The sequence below is a fragment of the Burkholderia sp. Tr-20355 genome (genome assembly GCF_017104685.1).
Lineage (GTDB): Bacteria > Pseudomonadota > Gammaproteobacteria > Burkholderiales > Burkholderiaceae > Burkholderia > Burkholderia seminalis.
Window position 1 is genome coordinate 1 of sequence record NZ_JAAGPK010000163.1, and the last position, 16692, is coordinate 16692.

The following is a 16692-nucleotide window of genomic DNA, read 5'->3' on the forward strand; positions in this document are numbered from 1 at the left end:
TGGCGGCGCATCGACGAACGCGTGTTCCGTCCCGGCATGCGGATGCCGTCGATCCGCAAGCTCGCGCTCGACAAGAGCGTGTCGCGTTTAACCGTCGTCGAGGCGTACGAGCGCCTCGTCGCGCAGGGCTACCTCGACTCGCGGCGCGGCTCGGGCTTCTACGTGCGCGAGCGCACGGGCGCCGGCCCGCAGCCGGCCGACGGCGTCGCGCGCGTGGCCGAGGCCGCGCCCGTGCACAACACGATCGACGTCGTCTGGCTGCTGCGCAACATGCTGCACACCGTCAGCCCGGAGAAGGGGCCGGGCCTCGGCTACCTGCCGGGCCGCTGGCTCGACGGCGAGCTGATCACCGGCGCGCTGCGCGCGCTGGGGCGCCAGTCGGGCGCGCAGATGCTCGGTTTCGGCACCGCGCAGGGCTTCCTGCCGCTGCGCCAGCAACTGCAGACGCGCCTCGCCGAAGTCGAGATCGGCGCGAAACCCGAGCAGATCGTGCTCGTCTCGGGAATCACGCAGGCGATCGACCTGATTTCGCGGATCTACATGCGGCCCGGCGACGCGGTGATCGTCGGCGATCCCGCGTGGTTCCAGATGTTCGGGCGCTTCGCGGCGCAGGGCGCGCAGCTCGTCGGGATGCCGTACACGCCCGACGGCCCCGATCTCGACGCGCTCGAAACGCTGGTGCAGATGTGGCGGCCGAAGATGCTCGTGATCAACTCGGTGCTGCAGAACCCGACCGGCACGTCGTTGTCGGCCGCGCAGGCGTTCCGGATCCTGAAGCTCGCGGAGGCGTACGATTTCCTCGTCGTCGAGGACGACGTGTACGGCGACCTTTGCCCGCCGAGTTATCCGGCCACGCGCCTCGCGAGCCTCGACCAGTTGAAGCGCGTGATCTACCTCGGCAGCTATTCGAAGACGCTCGCGGCGAACCTGCGGGTCGGTTACGTGGCGTGCGCGCCGGAGATCGCGAAGGCGGTCACCGACCAGAAGATGCTGGTCGGGATGACGACGCCCGAGCTCAACGAGCGCGTGCTGTACAAGATCCTGACCGAAGGGCATTACCGGCGCCACGTCGAGCGGCTGCGCGCGCGGCTCGACGGCGTGCGCGACAAGACCGCGCGGATGCTCGAGCGCACCGGGCTCGGGCTGTTCACGATGCCGGCGGCCGGGATGTTCCTGTGGGCCGACACGGGCGTCGATTCGGACGCGCTCGCGGCGGTCGCGCACGAGGCCGGCTTCCTGCTGACGCCGGGCAGCCTGTTCTCGCCGCAGCAGTCGCCGTCGACCTGGATGCGCTTCAATGTCGCGAACTGCGGCGATCCGGCGCTGCCGGGGCTGCTGGCCGGCTATATCGACTCGGCGGTGCGGCGCGCGTCGTGACGCGGCGCGTCGTGTCTTGAAATCGCGCGCGCCGTCCCCAGATACGCGCGCAAACCGCTGGCGCCGGGCGGTCGTCCTCCACGGACTCGCGGGCATCGCGCCCCGGGCGCCTGCGCCACACCATCCCTGTTCAAGTAAGAGGAAACAGCATCCATGGCACATGAAACGATGAGCTTTCAGGCAGAGGTCAAGCAACTCCTCCACCTGATGATCCATTCGCTCTACAGCAACAAGGAAATCTTCCTGCGCGAACTGGTGTCGAACGCGTCCGACGCGGTCGACAAGCTGCGTTTCGAAGCGCTCGCGGACAACGCGCTGTACGAGAACGATCCGAACCTGCGCATCCGCATCGGCTACGACAAGGCCGCGCGCACCATCACGATCGACGACAACGGCATCGGCATGAGCCGCGACGAGGCGATCGCGAACCTCGGCACGATCGCGCGCTCGGGCACCAACGAATTCTTCACGAAGCTGTCGGGCGACCAGCAGAAGGACGCGGCGCTGATCGGCCAGTTCGGCGTCGGTTTCTACTCGGGCTTCATCGTCGCGGACAAGATCACCGTCGAGACGCGCCGCGCCGGCCTGCCGGCGAACCAAGCCGTGCGCTGGGAAAGCGCGGGCGAGGGCGACTTCACGATCGACGCGATCGAGCGCGCGCAGCGCGGCACGACGATCACGCTGCACCTGCGCGAGGGCGAGGACGAGCTGCTGTCGTCGCACCGCCTGCGGTCGATCATCCAGAAGTACTCCGACCACATCGCGCTGCCGATCCTGATGCGCAAGGAAGAATGGGATCAGGAAAAGGGCGAGATGGTCCTGAAGGACGAGGACGAGACCGTCAACCAGGCGAGCGCGCTGTGGACGCGTTCGAAGAGCGACGTCACCGACGAGCAGTACACGCAGTTCTACCAGCACATCGCGCACGATCACCAGGATCCGCTCACCTGGACGCACAACCGCGTCGAGGGCCGCAGCGAATACACGCAACTGCTGTTCGTGCCGTCGCACGCGCCGTTCGACCTGTGGAACCGCGACTATCGCGGCGGCCTGAAGCTGTACGTGAAGCGCGTGTTCATCATGGACGACGCCGAGCAACTGCTGCCGCAATACCTGCGTTTCGTGAAGGGCGTCGTCGATTCGGCCGACCTGCCGCTGAACGTGTCGCGCGAGATCCTGCAGGAAAGCCGCGACGTGAAGGCGATCCGCGAAGGCGTGACCAAGCGCGCGCTGTCGATGCTCGAGGAGCTCGCCAATGCGGAAGACGAAACCGGCAAGGAAAAGTACAAGACGTTCTGGGGCGCGTTCGGCCAGGTGCTGAAGGAAGGCCTCGGCGAGGATCACGCGAACCGCGAGCGCATCGCGAAGCTGCTGCGCTTCGCGTCGACGCACGGCGACACCGACGCTCAGGACGTGTCGCTCGCCGACTACGTGTCGCGCATGAAGCCCGAGCAGAGCAAGATCTACTACGTGACCGCCGATACGTGGCAGGCCGCGAAGAACAGCCCGCACCTCGAAGTGTTCCGCAAGAAGGGCGTCGAGGTGCTGCTGCTGACCGATCGCGTCGACGAATGGATGCTGTCGTTCCTGCATGAATTCGACGGCAAGCCGCTCGCGAGCGTGGCCCGCGGCGATCTCGATCTCGGCGAGCTGAACGACGAGGAGAAGAAGGCGCAGGAGCAGGCGGGCGAAGCGATCAAGCCGGTCGTCGAGAAGATGAAGGAAGCGCTCGGCGACAAGGTGAAGGAAGTGCGCGTCACGTTCCGCCTGACCGATTCGCCGTCGTGCCTCGTCGCGGACGACAACGACATGAGCGGCTACCTGCAGCGGATGCTGAAGGCCGCAGGGCAGAACGCGCCGGCGATGCAGCCGATCCTCGAGATCAATCCCGATCATGCGCTCGTGAAGCAGCTGAACGCCGACAGCGCCGATTTCGGCGACTGGTGCCATCTGCTGTTCGATCAGGCGCTGCTGGCCGAAGGCGGCATGCTCGACGATCCGGCGAGCTTCGTGAAGCGGACCAACGCGCTGCTGCTGTCGCGCGCCGCGTGAATCCGCGCATGCGATTCGACGGCGGTCAGGCCGGCTGGCGCGAGACGCCGCGGCCGGGCTGCTCGCTCGACCAGCGCGACTGGCTGACGCGCGGCGGATCGCTGACGGCCCATCTCGCGCGGCTCGGCCGCGTGAGCGTGCGCGTGACGCGCGAGGCCGTCGACGGTCCGTGGTTCGACGAGCCGGACGCGCTTGCCTGTGCGTCGCGCGCGCCGATGTGGGTGCGCGAGGTGATCCTGTCGGTCGACGGCGTGCCGTACGTCGCCGCGCACAGCATCGCGCCGCTCGCGGCCAGCAAGGGCGTGTGGCAGGCGATGCGGCGGCTGCGCACGCGGCCGCTCGCGGAGCTGTTGTACAGCGATCCGCAGGTCGAGCGCTCGGCGCTCGTCAGCCGGCGCGTGATCGCCGGTCATCCGCTGTATGCGCTCGCGAGCCATGCGCTCGGCATCGGCGCGCGCGCGCCGCATGCGTTCGCGGCGCGGCGTTCGGTGTTTCAGCGTCACGGCAAGCCGCTGATGGTCACCGAGTGCATGCTGCCGGCGCTGTGGCGCCATCTCGCCGCGCACGGCGACGGGCCGCGCTCCGTCGGGCCGCGTGGGGACGCGTGATGCTGCGGGGTTTTCCGCCGGTCGTCGCGCCGGATACGCACACGATGATCCTCGGGAGCTTTCCGGGCGAGGCGTCGCTCGATGCCGCGCAGTACTACGCGCATCCACGCAACCAGTTCTGGCGGCTGCTCGGCGCGGTGCTCGGCGAACCCGGGCTGCACGAACTCGCGTATGACGCACGGCTCGAACGCGTGCTTGCGCACGGCATCGGCGTCTGGGACGTGCTCGATGCCTGCCATCGACAAGGCAGTCTCGATTCGGCGATCCGGAATGCGAAGCCGAACGACTTTGCTTCGTTGCGCGAGCACGCGCCGTTGCTGAAGAAAGTCTGCTTCAACGGCAAGACGGCGGGGCGGTTTGCCGATGTAATCGGCGCGGCGGGTTATGAAACGCTCGTGTTGCCTTCGTCGAGTCCAGCGAACGCGACGTTGTCGTTCGAACAGAAACTGGTGCTCTGGCGTGCACTTCGCACCTGAGGCGCGGTGGAGGCCGGGTCGGTGAAGCAGCGCTATCAGGCGGGCGGCGGCAGGTGCCTGGCGCTCCTGGCCGCGGTGATGCGACCCTGTGCGGCGACGAGTGGGTCGTCGGTGGTCGCCACCAGCCACAGACGCGCGTGCTCTTCGATCCGGCGGTTGTGGTCCTTCAACGGGCCCATCGCGGCAGCGGCCTTCCAGACCACCGGGCCGATTCGGCTACTCCTGCCCGACGGCGCGCCCACCAGCAGGCAGTAAGGTCCCAGCGGAAGCGAGACGAACGGAAGTGCCGGACTGGCGATCACGCGCCAGTCGATGAAGGGTGTATCGCTGATCAGCAGCGGCGTGGGCAAGCCGTAGAGCACACTGAAGTCGTACAGCGCCAGCTGCTCTCGCATGGCGACGTACGTTCGCCGGATGTCGTCGACGACCGCCGCGCGGATCTCGTCCTCGAACATGGGTTCCTGCGCGTAGCGGGCAAATGCCTGTCGAGCCTCCCATTGATACGCGCTGAACAGGCCGATTTCCACGCAGTCCTGCACCGCACGCTGAACCTCCGCTACGGAACCGGCTTCCCCTGGCGTTCCCAGCTGCGCAGCCCGCAAAAAGCGGGCAAGTCCTTCCTCGTGGATCGCGGGACCCTCCGCGGATGCGTCGTCGTCAGTGTTCTTGCCCAGCGGCACGTAGATATATTGCTCGGCAGCGAAATGCGATTTCTTGCCTGCATCGAACTTGATTTCGCCATCGACGCAGTCGAGATAGCGCGTCCCGATCCGGCCGTGCTCCCAAACCCAATTTTTCAGGAACGGACGGAGTGGATGCAGTCTGTCGTGATCGGCCATCGCAACCTCCAAGTTTCCCCGCATGAGCCATTCCGGCCACTCGCCGCACCCGCCGCGCCGTCGCAGCGGCCCCGCACTACAAGGCGAGCGTGCCCAGCTCCTCGTAAGTACGATGCAGCCAGACCTTGACGCGCTGCCGCTCCAGCAAGCCGAGCCCCGTGGCGGCGCGGTCGGGATGATTGACCGCCGCCCAGAAGCTCGCGCTTTGACGATCGATCTTCTGCATCGTCGTATCGGGCAGGCGGCGCAGCGTAATCACGCTGGCGCCGAGGGCCTCGGCCCGCTCGCGTTCGCCGGACGCCTCCAGAATCTCGAAGCGATCGCCGCGAACTTCATTCAGTACCAGCACCAGCTTGATTCGTCCACCGAATTCGTCGAGCCATTGCCGCAGCAGATCGACCGAATCGCGCCCGGTGTCCATCACGTGCCACCACGTCAACGTGAGGCCGTGTTCTGCGGCAAAATCCAGCACGTCCGAATCGTCGAGCCATCTTGCGAGCGACTGCCGCGTCTGGGCCGCGAGGTCGACCAGTATGCGCCGCTGCGGATCTTCGAGCGCCGATTCCATGACCGGATCGAGGCTGTCGTGCTGGTCGAGCACGGCAGGCGCGGCAAAATCGGCATAGAACCGCAGTAGCGCGCCGTGCGATCGGTCGGTATCGAAGCCCACGAAGGGCACGCTCCGATCGATGAAATACTGGGCCAGCACACGGGCGGCGAGCGATTTGCCGACGCCGCCTTTTTCCCCGCCGATGAAGTGGATGTGACTCATGAATGCGAAATCCCGTGTGATGGAGCAGGTATGGCCGGAACGGATGTTGGCAGGCTTCGATGACGATACTGCGTACAGGTCACGTCGAAAGAGCATGCAGGTGCGACAGCAGCATGCTGTCTGACCGACGCCGATGTCAAACTGAACAAAATGGCAACCCGTTCTGGCGGCTGTTCGGCGCGGTGCTCGGCGAGCCGATGCTGCATGCGCTGTCGTACGACGCGCGGCTCGTGTGCGTGCCTTCGCATGGCATCGGCATCCGGGACGTGCTCGATGCCTGCCATCGCCAGGGCAGTCTCGATTCGGCGATCCGGAAAGCAAGACCGAACGATTTCGATTCGTCGCGCGAGCATGCGCCGGCTGAAGCGCGTGTGCGTCAACGGCAAGACGGCGGGGCGCTTTGCCGACGTGATCGGCCAGGCCGGGTACGAGACGCTCGTGCTGCCTTCGTCGAGCCCGGCGAAGGCAATGCCGTCGTTCGAGCGGGGGCTGGAATTCCGGTGTCGACGGCCGATGCCGGTTCGGCACGATCGTCAATCGTCCTCGCCCCATCGCCACCGGGGCTTCTCGCCTTTGAGCCAGCACACCGCAATCAGCAGCGCGACCCACACCGCGATGCAAACGGCGTATGCAAGCGGCGAGCGTTGCGGCGGCACCCGCCACGCAGTCGCGATGATGCCGGCCGCGAACAGCAGCAGCACGACCCAGCCCTGCCACGCGACCGGCAAACCCCATCCCCAGCCGTAGCGTTTCGCCGGAAACCAGATCTTCCTGTCGTTCGATGTCATGTGTCCTCCTTCGATCGATGAAGGCAGCCTCGCGTTGACGGCATCCGGGATCGTGCACCGCGCGTCGCGGCCGCCATCACGCGCCAATGCTATCCTCTCGTCCGCCAAAACCAGCATCACCCAGCGAGATTCAATCATGACCCGACTGATCAAGCGCGCGTCCGCCGAGGCGCGTGCATTCAAGCAAGGCAAGCCGTCCTCGTACAACGGCTCCGAAAAGCTCCAGCCGCCGCGCGTGAAGCGTCGCCCGGACATCGACGAACACGACGACGTGCCGGTGCTCGAAGCGCCGCGCAAGCCGCGCTTCGCGCCCGTTACGTTCTCCGAAGAAGGCGGCGTGCGCTTCCTGCACTTCGGTACCGAATGGGTGCAGGGCGCGATGCGGATCTCGAAGCCGCTCGCCATCGAGCTCGAATACGCGCAGCAGATGATGGCATGGCTGCTGTTCCTCGAAACGCCCGAGCGGATCGTCCAGCTCGGGCTCGGTACCGGCGCGCTGACCAAGTTCTCGCACCGTTTCCTGCCGGACGCGAAGGTCGAGGCCGTCGAACTGAATCCGGCCGTGATCGTCGCCGCGCGCACGATGTTCGCGCTGCCGCCCGACGACGCGCGCCTCGTCGTGCATGAAGCCGACGCGTGGGACTTCGTCAACGACCCGGCCAACCGCGGCACGACGGGCGCGATCCAGATCGACCTGTACGACGCGACCGCGCGCGGCCCCGTGCTCGACAGCGTCGCGTTCTACCGCGCGGTGCGCGGCTGTCTCGCGGAGGCGGGCATCGCGACGATCAACCTGTTCGGCGATCATCCGAGCTTCGTGCGCAACATGAAGCACCTGAACGCGGCGTTCGATCATCGCGTGATCGCGCTGCCCGAAGTGCACGACGGCAACCGGATCGCGATCGCGTTCTCGGGCCCGGCGCTCGACGTGCCGTTCGCGCAGCTCGACGCCCGCGCGAAGCTGATCGAGGACACGCTGAAGCTGCCCGCGCGCAAGTGGGTGAAAGCTTTGAAAGAAACGACCGGCGCACGCGACACCTCGTTCGCGATCTGACGCTTCACGCACCGGCGGCAGCCCGGTGCAACCATGCGACAAGGGGCGGATCACCTCGGGTTCGCCCCTGCTTGACCGCGTGCTCGCGGCTCCTATACTGGCGCGAAGCCAGGGGAGCCGCAGCCTACCCGTTTCGCCGCTCCTCCCGGCGCCGTACCCGCTCAACAAGATCGATATCCGGGAAAGAAGAGGAGACGTCATGGCTCACGATGCCGACGCCAACCGGGCCGCGAAGCGCTGGCTCTGGCTGCTGGTACTGCCGCTGATTGCGATGGTCTGGGTACCGTCGTACAGCAAGATCGAACCGCAGATGTTCGGTTTTCCGTTTTTCTACTGGTATCAGCTGCTTTGGGTCTTCATCAGTGCGGTGATCACCGCGTTCGTGTACTTCAAGACCAAGAACGCGTGGAAGGCGAGCGGCCCGCAGGGAGGTGCGCGATGAATCTCGGCGCAACCTTCGTCTTCGTCCTGCTGTTCATCGGCGTCACGATCATCGGTTTCCTGGCCGCGAACTGGCGGCGCGGCGATCTCGCCCATCTCGACGAATGGGGCCTCGGCGGGCGCCGCTTCGGCACGATCGTCACGTGGTTCCTGCTCGGCGGCGACCTCTACACGGCCTACACGTTCGTCGCGGTGCCCGCGCTCGTGTTCGGCGCCGGCGCGATGGGCTTCTTCGCGCTGCCTTATACGATCCTGATCTATCCGTTCGCGTTCGTCGTGTTCCCGAAGCTGTGGAGCATCGCGAAGCGGCACGGCTACGTGACGTCCGCCGACTTCGTCAACGCGCGCTACGGCAGCCGGATGCTCGCGCTGGCGATCGCGGTGACGGGCATCGTCGCGACGATGCCGTACATCGCGCTGCAGCTCGTCGGCATCGAAGTGGTGATCGGCGCGCTCGGCTTCGACACGACCGGCTTCGTCGGCGACCTGCCGCTGATCATCGCGTTCGCGATCCTCGCCGCGTACACGTACACGTCGGGGCTGCGTGCCCCGGCCATGATCGCGATCGTGAAGGACATCCTGATCTACATCACGATCGCGGCGGCGGTCGTCGTGATCCCGGCGAAGCTCGGCGGCTTCGGGCACATCTTCGCGAGCGTGCCGCCGGCGAAGCTGCTGCTGAAGGCGCCCGATGCGGCGAGCCTGAACGGCTACAGCGCGTACGCGACGCTCGCGATCGGCTCGGCGCTCGCGCTGTTCCTGTACCCGCACTCGGTCACGGCGATCCTGTCGTCGTCGTCGGGCAACTCGATTCGCCGCAACATGGCGATGCTGCCCGCGTACTCGTTCGTGCTCGGCCTGCTCGCGCTGCTCGGCTACATGGCGCTCGCGTCGGGCGTGAAGGACATGCCGCAGTACGCGCCGTACTTCAAGGCGTTCGGTCCGAACTTCGCGGTGCCCGCGCTGTTCCTCGAGTACTTCCCGTCGTGGTTCGTCGGCGTCGCGTTCGCGGCGATCGGCATCGGTGCGCTGGTGCCGGCGGCGATCATGTCGATCGCGGCCGCGAACCTGTACACGCGCAACATCCACCGCGAGTTCGTGAACCGCAACATGACGCACGAGCAGGAGACGCACGTCGCGAAGCTCGTGTCGCTGATCGTGAAGGTCGGCGCGGTCGCGTTTATCCTCGGGCTGCCGCTGACCTACGCGATCCAGCTGCAGCTGCTCGGCGGGATCTGGATCATCCAGACGCTGCCAGCGATCGTGCTCGGCCTGTACACGCGCATGCTCGACCATCGCGGTTTGCTGGCCGGCTGGGCGGCAGGCATCGTGTGCGGCACGTGGATGGCGATTTCGCTGAAGCTGGCCGGCTCGATCTTCACGATCCACCTGTTCGGCCTCGCGATTCCCGGCTACGCGGCCGTCTGGTCGCTGATCGTGAACCTGGTGGTGGCGGTGGCGGTGAGCGTGCTGGTGCGCGTGATGGGCATGGCGCACGCGGAAGACCGCACGCGGCCGGAGGACTATCTCGACGTCGTCGAGGGCTGACGGCGGCGGCATGCGCGGCGGTGTGCCGCGCATGCGTCGCGCGGCAACGAAAACGCCCGCCACCGCAACGTGGCGGGCGTTCCTCTTGCATCAGCCCTGCGCGTGTTTCGCGAGTGCCTCGCGTTGCGACAGGTCCTCGACGTTGACCATCCAGTGCACGCCGAAACGATCCTTCGCCATCCCGAAGCCGAGCGCCCAGAACGTCTTGCCGAACGGCATCGTCACTTCGCCGCCGTCGGCGAGCGCATTGAACAGCTTCTGCCCTTCGTCGACCGTCGCCGGGTTCAGCGACAGCGAATAACCGGCGTGCGCGGCGCCGGCCGGCTGGCTGCAGTCGCCGTCCGAGCACATGATCATCGAGTCGCCGATCGTGAAGCTCGCGTGCATCACCTTGTCGGCCATCTCCGGCGACATCGGGTGGTCGGGGTTCGGCGGCCCATCCTTGAAGTGCATCTTGAACATCGTCTTCGCACCGAGCGCCTTTTCGTAGAACTGAAGGGCTTCGTCGGCGCGACCGTAGAACGTCAGGTACGGTTGGACTTGCATCGTTGTCTCCTGTAATGGGCCGTGCCAGCGCGTCGGCGCGGGTTCGGCGTCGTGCAAGATTGACTGGGGAAGGGCGCAGCGGGAGGCGGCCGCCGCACCCGTGACGTGGATTGTAGTGCGCGCGCTTGACGATGGAATGAAAAATAAAAACGGCCGCGAACATCCCGTTCGCGGCCGTGTGCGGCGTGCTTGCCGACGGCTGTTGCCCGTGTTGCTGACAGCCGCTGACGCGCGTGGCGGGTCAGCGCAGCGCGTCGATCAGCTTCTCGAGCTTCACCGCGTCGGCGGCGAATACGCGGATGCCTTCCGCGAGCTTCTCGGTCGCCATCGCTTCGTCGTTCAGCTGGAAGCGGAACGACGCCTCGTCGATCGCGACGCGCTCGGACGGCTTGTCCTGCAGCGATTCCGGCGACAGCTTGCGCGCGACCGTCTCGTTGCTGTCCTGCAGCTTCTGCAGCAAATCGGGACTGATGGTCAGCAGGTCGCAGCCGGCGAGTTCGGTGATCTGGCTCGTGGTGCGGAAGCTCGCGCCCATCACTTCGGTCTTGTAGCCGAACGTCTTGTAGTACGTGTAGATGCGGCGCACCGACTGCACGCCCGGATCGTTCGCGCCGCCGTCCTTCTCTTCGTTCCATTCCGCGCCGGCCTGTTTCTTGTACCAGTCGTAGATGCGGCCGACGAACGGCGAGATCAGTTGCGCGCCGGCTTCCGCGCACGCGGCGGCCTGCACGAGCGAGAAAAGCAGGGTCATGTTGCACTTGATCCCTTCCTTCTGCAGCACCTCGGCCGCGCGGATGCCTTCCCACGTCGACGCGAGCTTGATCAGGATGCGGTCGCGGCCGATGCCGGCTGCTTCGTACAGCTTGATGAGCTCGCGGCCCTTGTCGATCGAGCGTTGCGTGTCGAACGACAGGCGCGCGTCGACTTCGGTCGACACACGGCCCGGGATCAGCTTCAGGATCTCGGTGCCGAAGGCGATCAGCAGGCGGTCGATGATGAAATCGGTGCTTTCGTTGCGGTGATCGCGGACGGTTTTCTCGAGGATCGGCTTGTACGCATCCTTCTGGACGGCCTTCAGGATCAGCGACGGGTTCGTGGTCGCGTCCTGCGGCTTGTATTGCGCAAGCTGCTGGAAGTCGCCCGTGTCGGCGACGACGGTCGTGTACTGCTTCAGCTGGTCGAGTGCGGTAGTCATGGCGATTCGGAAGAAGGGCGCGGGGCGCCGGGTTCTCACGGGCCGCGCGAGCGCGGCGGCGAAGCGAAGCGGCGCGCGGCGCCGCTTCCGGATCCATCATTTTAGGCCCGATTCGTGTCGAGCACGTTTTGGCGTGCCCGAGGCACGCCGCGACAGGCCGCGAGCCGCGTCACGCGGGGCGCCGCGCGTTCAGGATCACCTGCGTGACGATCCCCGCGACGAGCCCCCAGAACGCCGAGCCGATCGACAGCAGCGTGAGGCCCGACGCGGTGACCATGAACGTGACGAGCGCGGCCTCGCGCTGCTTCACGTCCTGCATCGCGTTCGCGAGCCCGCTCATGATCGAGCCGAACAGCGCGAGCGCGGCGACCGATACCACGAGCGCCTTCGGCAGCGCCGCGAACAGCGCGGCGATCGTCGCGCCGAAGATGCCGGCGACCAGGTAGAACATGCCGCACCACACGGCGGCCGTGTAGCGCTTCGCGTGATCCTCGTGCGCTTCGGGGCCCGTACAGATCGCGGCCGTGATCGCCGCGAGGTTCACGCCGTGCGAGCCGAACGGCGCGAGCAGCAGCGACGCGAGGCCGGTCGTCGCGATCAGCGGCGACGACGGTGTCGGGTAGCCGTCCGCGCGCAGCACCGCGATGCCCGGCACGTTCTGCGACGCCATCGCGACGACGAACAGCGGAATGCCGATGCTGACGATCGACGCGATCGAGAGCGCGGGCATCGTGAACACCGGTTGCGCGAGCGCGATGTGGAAGCGGCTGAAGTCGAGCAGGCCGAGGCCGCCGGCCACCGCCGTGCCGACGATCAGCGTGGTCACGATCGCATAACGCGGCGCGAGCCGCTTGACGATCAGGTAGGTGAAGAACATCGCGAGCACGAGCGCGGTCTGGAACTGCGCGGCGCGAAAGATCTCGATGCCGATCTCGAACAGGATGCCCGCGAGCAGCGCGGCGGCGATGCCGGCCGGAATCCGGCGCATCAGCGTGTCGAACAGGCCGCTCATGCCGACGGCCGTCAGCAGCAGCGCGCACACGACGAACGCGCCGATCGCCTCGGCGTAGGGCACGCCGGGCAGCGACGCGATCAGCAGCGCGGCGCCGGGCGTCGACCACGCGACGACGACGGGCGCGCGAAACCGCAGCGACAGGCCGATCGTCGTCAGCGCCATGCCGATCGACAGCGCCCAGATCCACGACGAGATCTGCGCATCGGTGAGGTGGGCGGCGCGGCCGGCCTGGAACATCAGCACGAGCGAACTCGTGTAGCCGGTCATCATCGCGACGAAGCCGGCGACGAGCGCCGACACGGACGTATCGGCGAAAAAGCGGCGGCCGCCGGCGCGGCTGGCGCTCGCGGTGGGCGAGGGATTCATGCTATCTCCGGGGGAGGCCGCTCGGACGCGGCCCTTGTTTGGTGCGAGTGGGGTGGCGTTACTTGCTGAGTGCGCGCATCGCGGTTTCGAGGCCCGCGAGCGTGAGCGGATACATGCGATGGCCGAGCAGGTCGCGGATCACCGCGACCGACTGCCGGTACTCCCATAGCCGCTCGGGCTCGGGGTTCAGCCATGCATGATGGGGGAACTGGTCGGCCAGCCGGCGCAGCCATACGGCGCCGGCCTCCGGGTTGTTGTATTCGACCGAGCCGCCGGGCTGCAGCACTTCGTACGGGCTCATCGTCGCGTCGCCGACGAAGATCAGCTTGTAGTCGGGCGTGAACTTGTGCAGCACGTCCCACGTCGCGGTGCGCTCCGAGTGGCGGCGGCGGTTGTTCTTCCACAGGTGGTCGTACACGCAGTTGTGGAAGTAGAAGAATTCGAGATGCTTGAATTCGGCCTTCGCGGCCGAGAACAGCTCTTCGGTGCGCTTGATGTGGTCGTCCATCGAGCCGCCGACGTCGAGCAGCATCAGCACCTTCACGTTGTTGTGGCGCTCGGGCACCATCCGCAGGTCGAGCCAGCCCGCGTTCGCGGCCGTGCTGCGGATCGTGCCGGGCAGGTCGAGCTCTTCCGCCGCGCCTTCGCGCGCGAAGCGGCGCAGCCGCCGCAGCGCGACCTTGATGTTGCGCGTGCCGATCTCGACCGAATCGTCGTAGTCGCGATAGGCGCGTGCCTCCCACACCTTCACCGCGGTGCGGTTGCCGTTCGACGGGCCGCCGATGCGCACGCCTTCGGGGTTGTAGCCGCCGTGCCCGAACGGCGACGTGCCGCCCGTGCCGATCCACTTGTTGCCGCCTTCGTGGCGTTCCTTCTGCTCGTCGAGCAGCGCCTTCAGCCGCTCCATCAGCTTGTCGAGCCCGCCCATCGCCTCGATCTGCGCCTTTTCCTCCGGCGACAGCTCGCGCTCGAGGCGCTTCTCGAGCCAGTCGAGCGGAATGTCGAACGCCTCGGACGGCAGCGCGGACACGCCGTGGAAATACGCGCCGAACGCCTGGTCGAACTTGTCGAAATACTGCTCGTCCTTGACGAGCGTCATCCGCGCGAGGAAGTAGAACGCGTCGATCGACGGCGAGATCAGCCCGGCCTTCAGCGATTCGAGCAGCGTCAGGTATTCCTTCACCGAGACGGGCAGCTTGGCTGCGCGCAGCGCGTAGAAGAAATTGAGCAGCATGGCCGGGCCTTCGCGGGTGAGTGGATTACCGGTTGTGCCGGTTCATGTAGACGAGCCGTTCGAGCAGGCTCAGATCCTGCTCGTTCTTCAGCAGCGCGCCCGCGAGCGGCGGCACGATCTGCTTCGCGTCCGCGCCGCGCAGCGCGTCGGCCGGGATGTTCTCGGCGAGCAGCAGCTTGAGCCAGTCGAGCAGCTCGGACGTCGACGGCTTCTTCTTCAGGCCCGACACGCCGCGCAATTCGAAGAAACTCTCGAGCGCCGCGCGCAGCAGCTCCTCGCGGATGTCGGGAAAGTGCACCGCGACGATCTTCTGCATCGTCGACGGGTCGGGAAACTGGATGTAGTGGAAGAAGCAGCGGCGCAGGAACGCGTCGGGCAGCTCCTTTTCGTTGTTCGACGTGATGATCACGAGCGGGCGGTGCTTCGCGCGCACCGTCTCGCGCGTCTCGTACACGTGGAATTCCATCCGGTCGAGCTCGCGCAGCAGGTCGTTCGGGAATTCGATGTCGGCCTTGTCGATCTCGTCGATCAGCAGCACGCTCGGATGCTCGGCGTCGAACGCCTGCCACAGCACGCCCTTCACGATGTAGTTCGAGATGTCCTTCACGCGCTCGTCGCCGAGCTGCGAATCGCGCAGCCGCGACACCGCGTCGTATTCGTACAGGCCCTGCTGCGCCTTGGTGGTCGACTTGATGTGCCACTGCAGCAGCGGCATGTCGAGCGCGGCGGCCACTTCCTCTGCGAGCATGGTCTTGCCGGTGCCGGGCTCGCCCTTGATCAGCAGCGGGCGTTGCAGCGTCAGCGCGGCATTGACCGCGAGCTTCAGATCGTCGGTGGCGACGTAGTGCGAGGACCCTTCGAAACGCATGGCGGCGCTCTTCTTCATCGGGAAAAAAACCCAGTATAAGTCAGAAGGGCTGTCCGGTTGGGCCGCGCCCGCGTATCGTTGCGGGGCTGTGGCGGGGCGAACGGGGGCGCCGTATGGACGCGTTCCCTGCCGACGCGGTACAATCTGGCCGTTTTTTTTGGCCTGCGTGGCGACCGACAAGCAAAACGGCGCGGGCCGTTGCCGCTTCGGCGCCAGTTTCCCCTCAAGCTAGGTTACAAGAGCTATGAACAAATTCGTCGGCAAACACGTCGTTGTCGCAGCGCTCGTGGCGCTCGCGGGCAGCGCGCAGGCGGCCGGTGTGGTCGGCAACCCGAAGGACGGGGCGAGCAAGGCCGCCATGTGTATCGGTTGCCACGGCATCCAGGACTACCGCGCGGCGTATCCGGAGGTCTACCGGGTGCCTGTCCTGGGCGGCCAGAACCAGCAATACCTCGAGAACGCGCTGAAGGCCTACCGCAAGAAGGATCGTCACTTCCCGTCGATGAATGCGATCGCCGGTTCGCTGACGGACCAGGACATCGCGGATCTGGCGGCCTACTACGCCGCCCAGAAGGCCGACACGAAGGACAATCCCTACAAGTAAAGCGCGCGCCGCCGATCTTCCCGGCGGGACAGGAGCATTCATGAACAACGCATTCAAGACGGCGGCGGTTGCACTGGCGGCCGGCCTCGCGATCGGTACCGCGCACGCAGCGGACATCTCGAAGGGCAAGGAACTGGTCGAGTCGCACAACTGCGCGGCCTGCCACGGCGCGCAGCTGAACAAGCCGATCAACGCCGAATATCCGCGCCTGGCCGGCCAGCACGCCGACTACCTCGTGTGGTCGATGCGCCAGTACCAGATGGGGCTGACGAACCCGCTGCTCGGCCGCAACAACGCGATCATGCAGGCCCAGGTGCAGAACCTGTCGGTCAGCGACATGAAGGACATCGCGGCCTACATCGAGTCGCTGAAGGAAACCGACCTCGTGTTCAAGAAGTAAGCGTGCCGGGCCTCGGCGGCCCGCGCAGCAAGCATGCCCCGCCTCGGCGGGGTATTTTTTTGTCCGCGATCGGGCCGGTCCCGGCGCTCAGTCGCGGGACGCGCGGCGCAGGATGCGCTGCAGGTACGCGTCGGTATCGGGCGGCGTGTTCGTGCGCTGCGCTTCCCAGATCGTTTCGCCGAGGCATTCCATGATCGCGTGTTGCGCGTCGTGGGTCGAGTCGAGCTTCGCGGCCAGCTTGTCGTGCGCGGCGCGGATGCCGGGCGGCTGGTCGATCGACAGCTGCTCGCTGATCGCGAGGTGCATCGACAGGTGCAGGAACGGGTTCGTCCGGCCTTCCTCGGGCGTGTAGTTGCGCGCGGCCGCGCCGTCGGCGTCGGCTAGTTCGTCGTGGTATTCGGGATGCTCGACGATCCAGTCGGCGGCCATCGCTTCCAGCGGCGTCAGGATCTCGCCCGCGCGCTGCTTGCGCCAGGTCTCGGTGAAAAAGCGACGCACGTCGTCGCGAC

General features: G+C 66.5%; 18 protein-coding genes and 1 pseudogene. 10 read left to right on the forward strand and 9 right to left on the reverse strand.

Features of this window, described 5'->3' with window-relative positions; all coding sequences use genetic code 11:
* The 4 genes from G3N62_RS28635 to G3N62_RS28650 form a co-directional block, all read left to right on the forward strand.
* The coding region (locus G3N62_RS28635; protein WP_206141365.1) for a PLP-dependent aminotransferase family protein at positions 1-1377 on the forward strand (1377 nt) is incomplete at its 5' end.
* Between the two features lie 153 nt (positions 1378-1530).
* Positions 1531-3429 carry a molecular chaperone HtpG gene (gene htpG / locus G3N62_RS28640; protein ID WP_124670606.1) on the forward strand — a complete coding sequence of 633 codons (1899 nt, stop codon included), beginning with the start codon at positions 1531-1533 and terminating at the stop codon, positions 3427-3429.
* 8 nt (positions 3430-3437) lie between these two features.
* On the forward strand, positions 3438-4037 hold the full coding sequence (locus G3N62_RS28645; protein WP_124670607.1) for a chorismate lyase: 600 nt from the start codon (positions 3438-3440) through the stop codon (positions 4035-4037).
* A complete protein-coding gene (locus G3N62_RS28650) occupies positions 4037-4513 on the forward strand; it encodes a DNA-deoxyinosine glycosylase (RefSeq protein WP_034190726.1) in 477 nt (158 codons plus the stop codon). Before G3N62_RS28645 ends, G3N62_RS28650 begins: the two co-directional genes overlap by 1 nt.
* A gap of 35 nt (positions 4514-4548) precedes the next feature.
* On the opposite strand, the gene G3N62_RS28655 is transcribed toward G3N62_RS28650, so the two are convergent.
* Together G3N62_RS28655 and G3N62_RS28660 are read right to left on the reverse strand one after the other, a co-directional pair.
* Positions 4549-5352: a hypothetical protein gene (locus G3N62_RS28655; protein WP_124670608.1), complete on the reverse strand. Its 804-nt coding sequence runs from the start codon at positions 5350-5352 to the stop codon at positions 4549-4551.
* 76 nt (positions 5353-5428) lie between these two features.
* A complete protein-coding gene (locus G3N62_RS28660) occupies positions 5429-6124 on the reverse strand; it encodes a mobilization protein (protein ID WP_049031027.1) in 696 nt (231 codons plus the stop codon).
* A gap of 155 nt (positions 6125-6279) precedes the next feature.
* On the opposite strand from G3N62_RS28660, the pseudogene G3N62_RS36115 reads away from it, so the two are divergent.
* Positions 6280-6610, forward strand: a pseudogene (locus tag G3N62_RS36115) (DNA-deoxyinosine glycosylase); the annotation flags it as partial.
* A 47-nt stretch (positions 6611-6657) separates the two neighbouring features.
* Here the strand turns inward: G3N62_RS36115 and G3N62_RS28665 are convergent.
* Positions 6658-6912: a hypothetical protein gene (locus G3N62_RS28665; RefSeq protein ID WP_082744701.1), complete on the reverse strand. Its 255-nt coding sequence runs from the start codon at positions 6910-6912 to the stop codon at positions 6658-6660.
* A gap of 136 nt (positions 6913-7048) precedes the next feature.
* Here G3N62_RS28665 and G3N62_RS28670 point away from each other — a divergent pair, with 136 nt between their 5' ends.
* The 3 genes from G3N62_RS28670 to G3N62_RS28680 all read left to right on the forward strand — a co-directional run bounded on the left by G3N62_RS28670 (position 7049) and on the right by G3N62_RS28680 (position 9955).
* Positions 7049-7966, forward strand: a complete 918-nt coding sequence (locus G3N62_RS28670; RefSeq protein WP_049031028.1) for a spermidine synthase — start codon at positions 7049-7051, stop codon at positions 7964-7966.
* 199 nt (positions 7967-8165) lie between these two features.
* On the forward strand, positions 8166-8408 hold the full coding sequence (locus G3N62_RS28675) for a DUF3311 domain-containing protein (RefSeq protein ID WP_021158552.1): 243 nt from the start codon (positions 8166-8168) through the stop codon (positions 8406-8408).
* Positions 8405-9955, forward strand: a complete 1551-nt coding sequence (locus G3N62_RS28680; protein ID WP_059558151.1) for a sodium:solute symporter family protein — start codon at positions 8405-8407, stop codon at positions 9953-9955. The genes G3N62_RS28675 and G3N62_RS28680 overlap by 4 nt, the downstream gene beginning before the upstream one ends.
* Before the next feature lie 90 nt (positions 9956-10045).
* Here G3N62_RS28680 and G3N62_RS28685 read toward each other — a convergent pair whose 3' ends face one another.
* The 5 genes from G3N62_RS28685 to G3N62_RS28705 form a co-directional block, all read right to left on the reverse strand.
* Positions 10046-10501 carry a VOC family protein gene (locus G3N62_RS28685; protein ID WP_034190731.1) on the reverse strand — a complete coding sequence of 152 codons (456 nt, stop codon included), beginning with the start codon at positions 10499-10501 and terminating at the stop codon, positions 10046-10048.
* A 241-nt stretch (positions 10502-10742) separates the two neighbouring features.
* The gene (gene tal / locus G3N62_RS28690; protein ID WP_034190732.1) at positions 10743-11696 is read right to left on the reverse strand and encodes a transaldolase; all 954 of its coding nucleotides are present in this window, start codon (positions 11694-11696) and stop codon (positions 10743-10745) included.
* 169 nt (positions 11697-11865) lie between these two features.
* Positions 11866-13077, reverse strand: coding sequence for a benzoate/H(+) symporter BenE family transporter (locus tag G3N62_RS28695; protein WP_034190733.1), 1212 nt, complete (start codon positions 13075-13077; stop codon positions 11866-11868).
* Positions 13078-13135: 58 nt separating this feature from the next.
* Positions 13136-14311: a VWA domain-containing protein gene (locus tag G3N62_RS28700; protein ID WP_034190734.1), complete on the reverse strand. Its 1176-nt coding sequence runs from the start codon at positions 14309-14311 to the stop codon at positions 13136-13138.
* A gap of 25 nt (positions 14312-14336) precedes the next feature.
* Positions 14337-15179 carry a MoxR family ATPase gene (locus G3N62_RS28705; RefSeq protein ID WP_021158556.1) on the reverse strand — a complete coding sequence of 281 codons (843 nt, stop codon included), beginning with the start codon at positions 15177-15179 and terminating at the stop codon, positions 14337-14339.
* A 244-nt stretch (positions 15180-15423) separates the two neighbouring features.
* Between G3N62_RS28705 and G3N62_RS28710 the strand changes: the two genes are divergently transcribed.
* A complete protein-coding gene (locus tag G3N62_RS28710) occupies positions 15424-15783 on the forward strand; it encodes a cytochrome c (RefSeq protein WP_011885616.1) in 360 nt (119 codons plus the stop codon).
* Positions 15784-15823: 40 nt separating this feature from the next.
* A complete protein-coding gene (locus G3N62_RS28715) occupies positions 15824-16183 on the forward strand; it encodes a cytochrome c (protein WP_034190735.1) in 360 nt (119 codons plus the stop codon).
* A gap of 87 nt (positions 16184-16270) precedes the next feature.
* Here the strand turns inward: G3N62_RS28715 and G3N62_RS28720 are convergent.
* Positions 16271-16692: DUF1841 family protein (locus G3N62_RS28720; RefSeq protein ID WP_206141366.1), on the reverse strand; the 422-nt coding region annotated here is incomplete at its 5' end.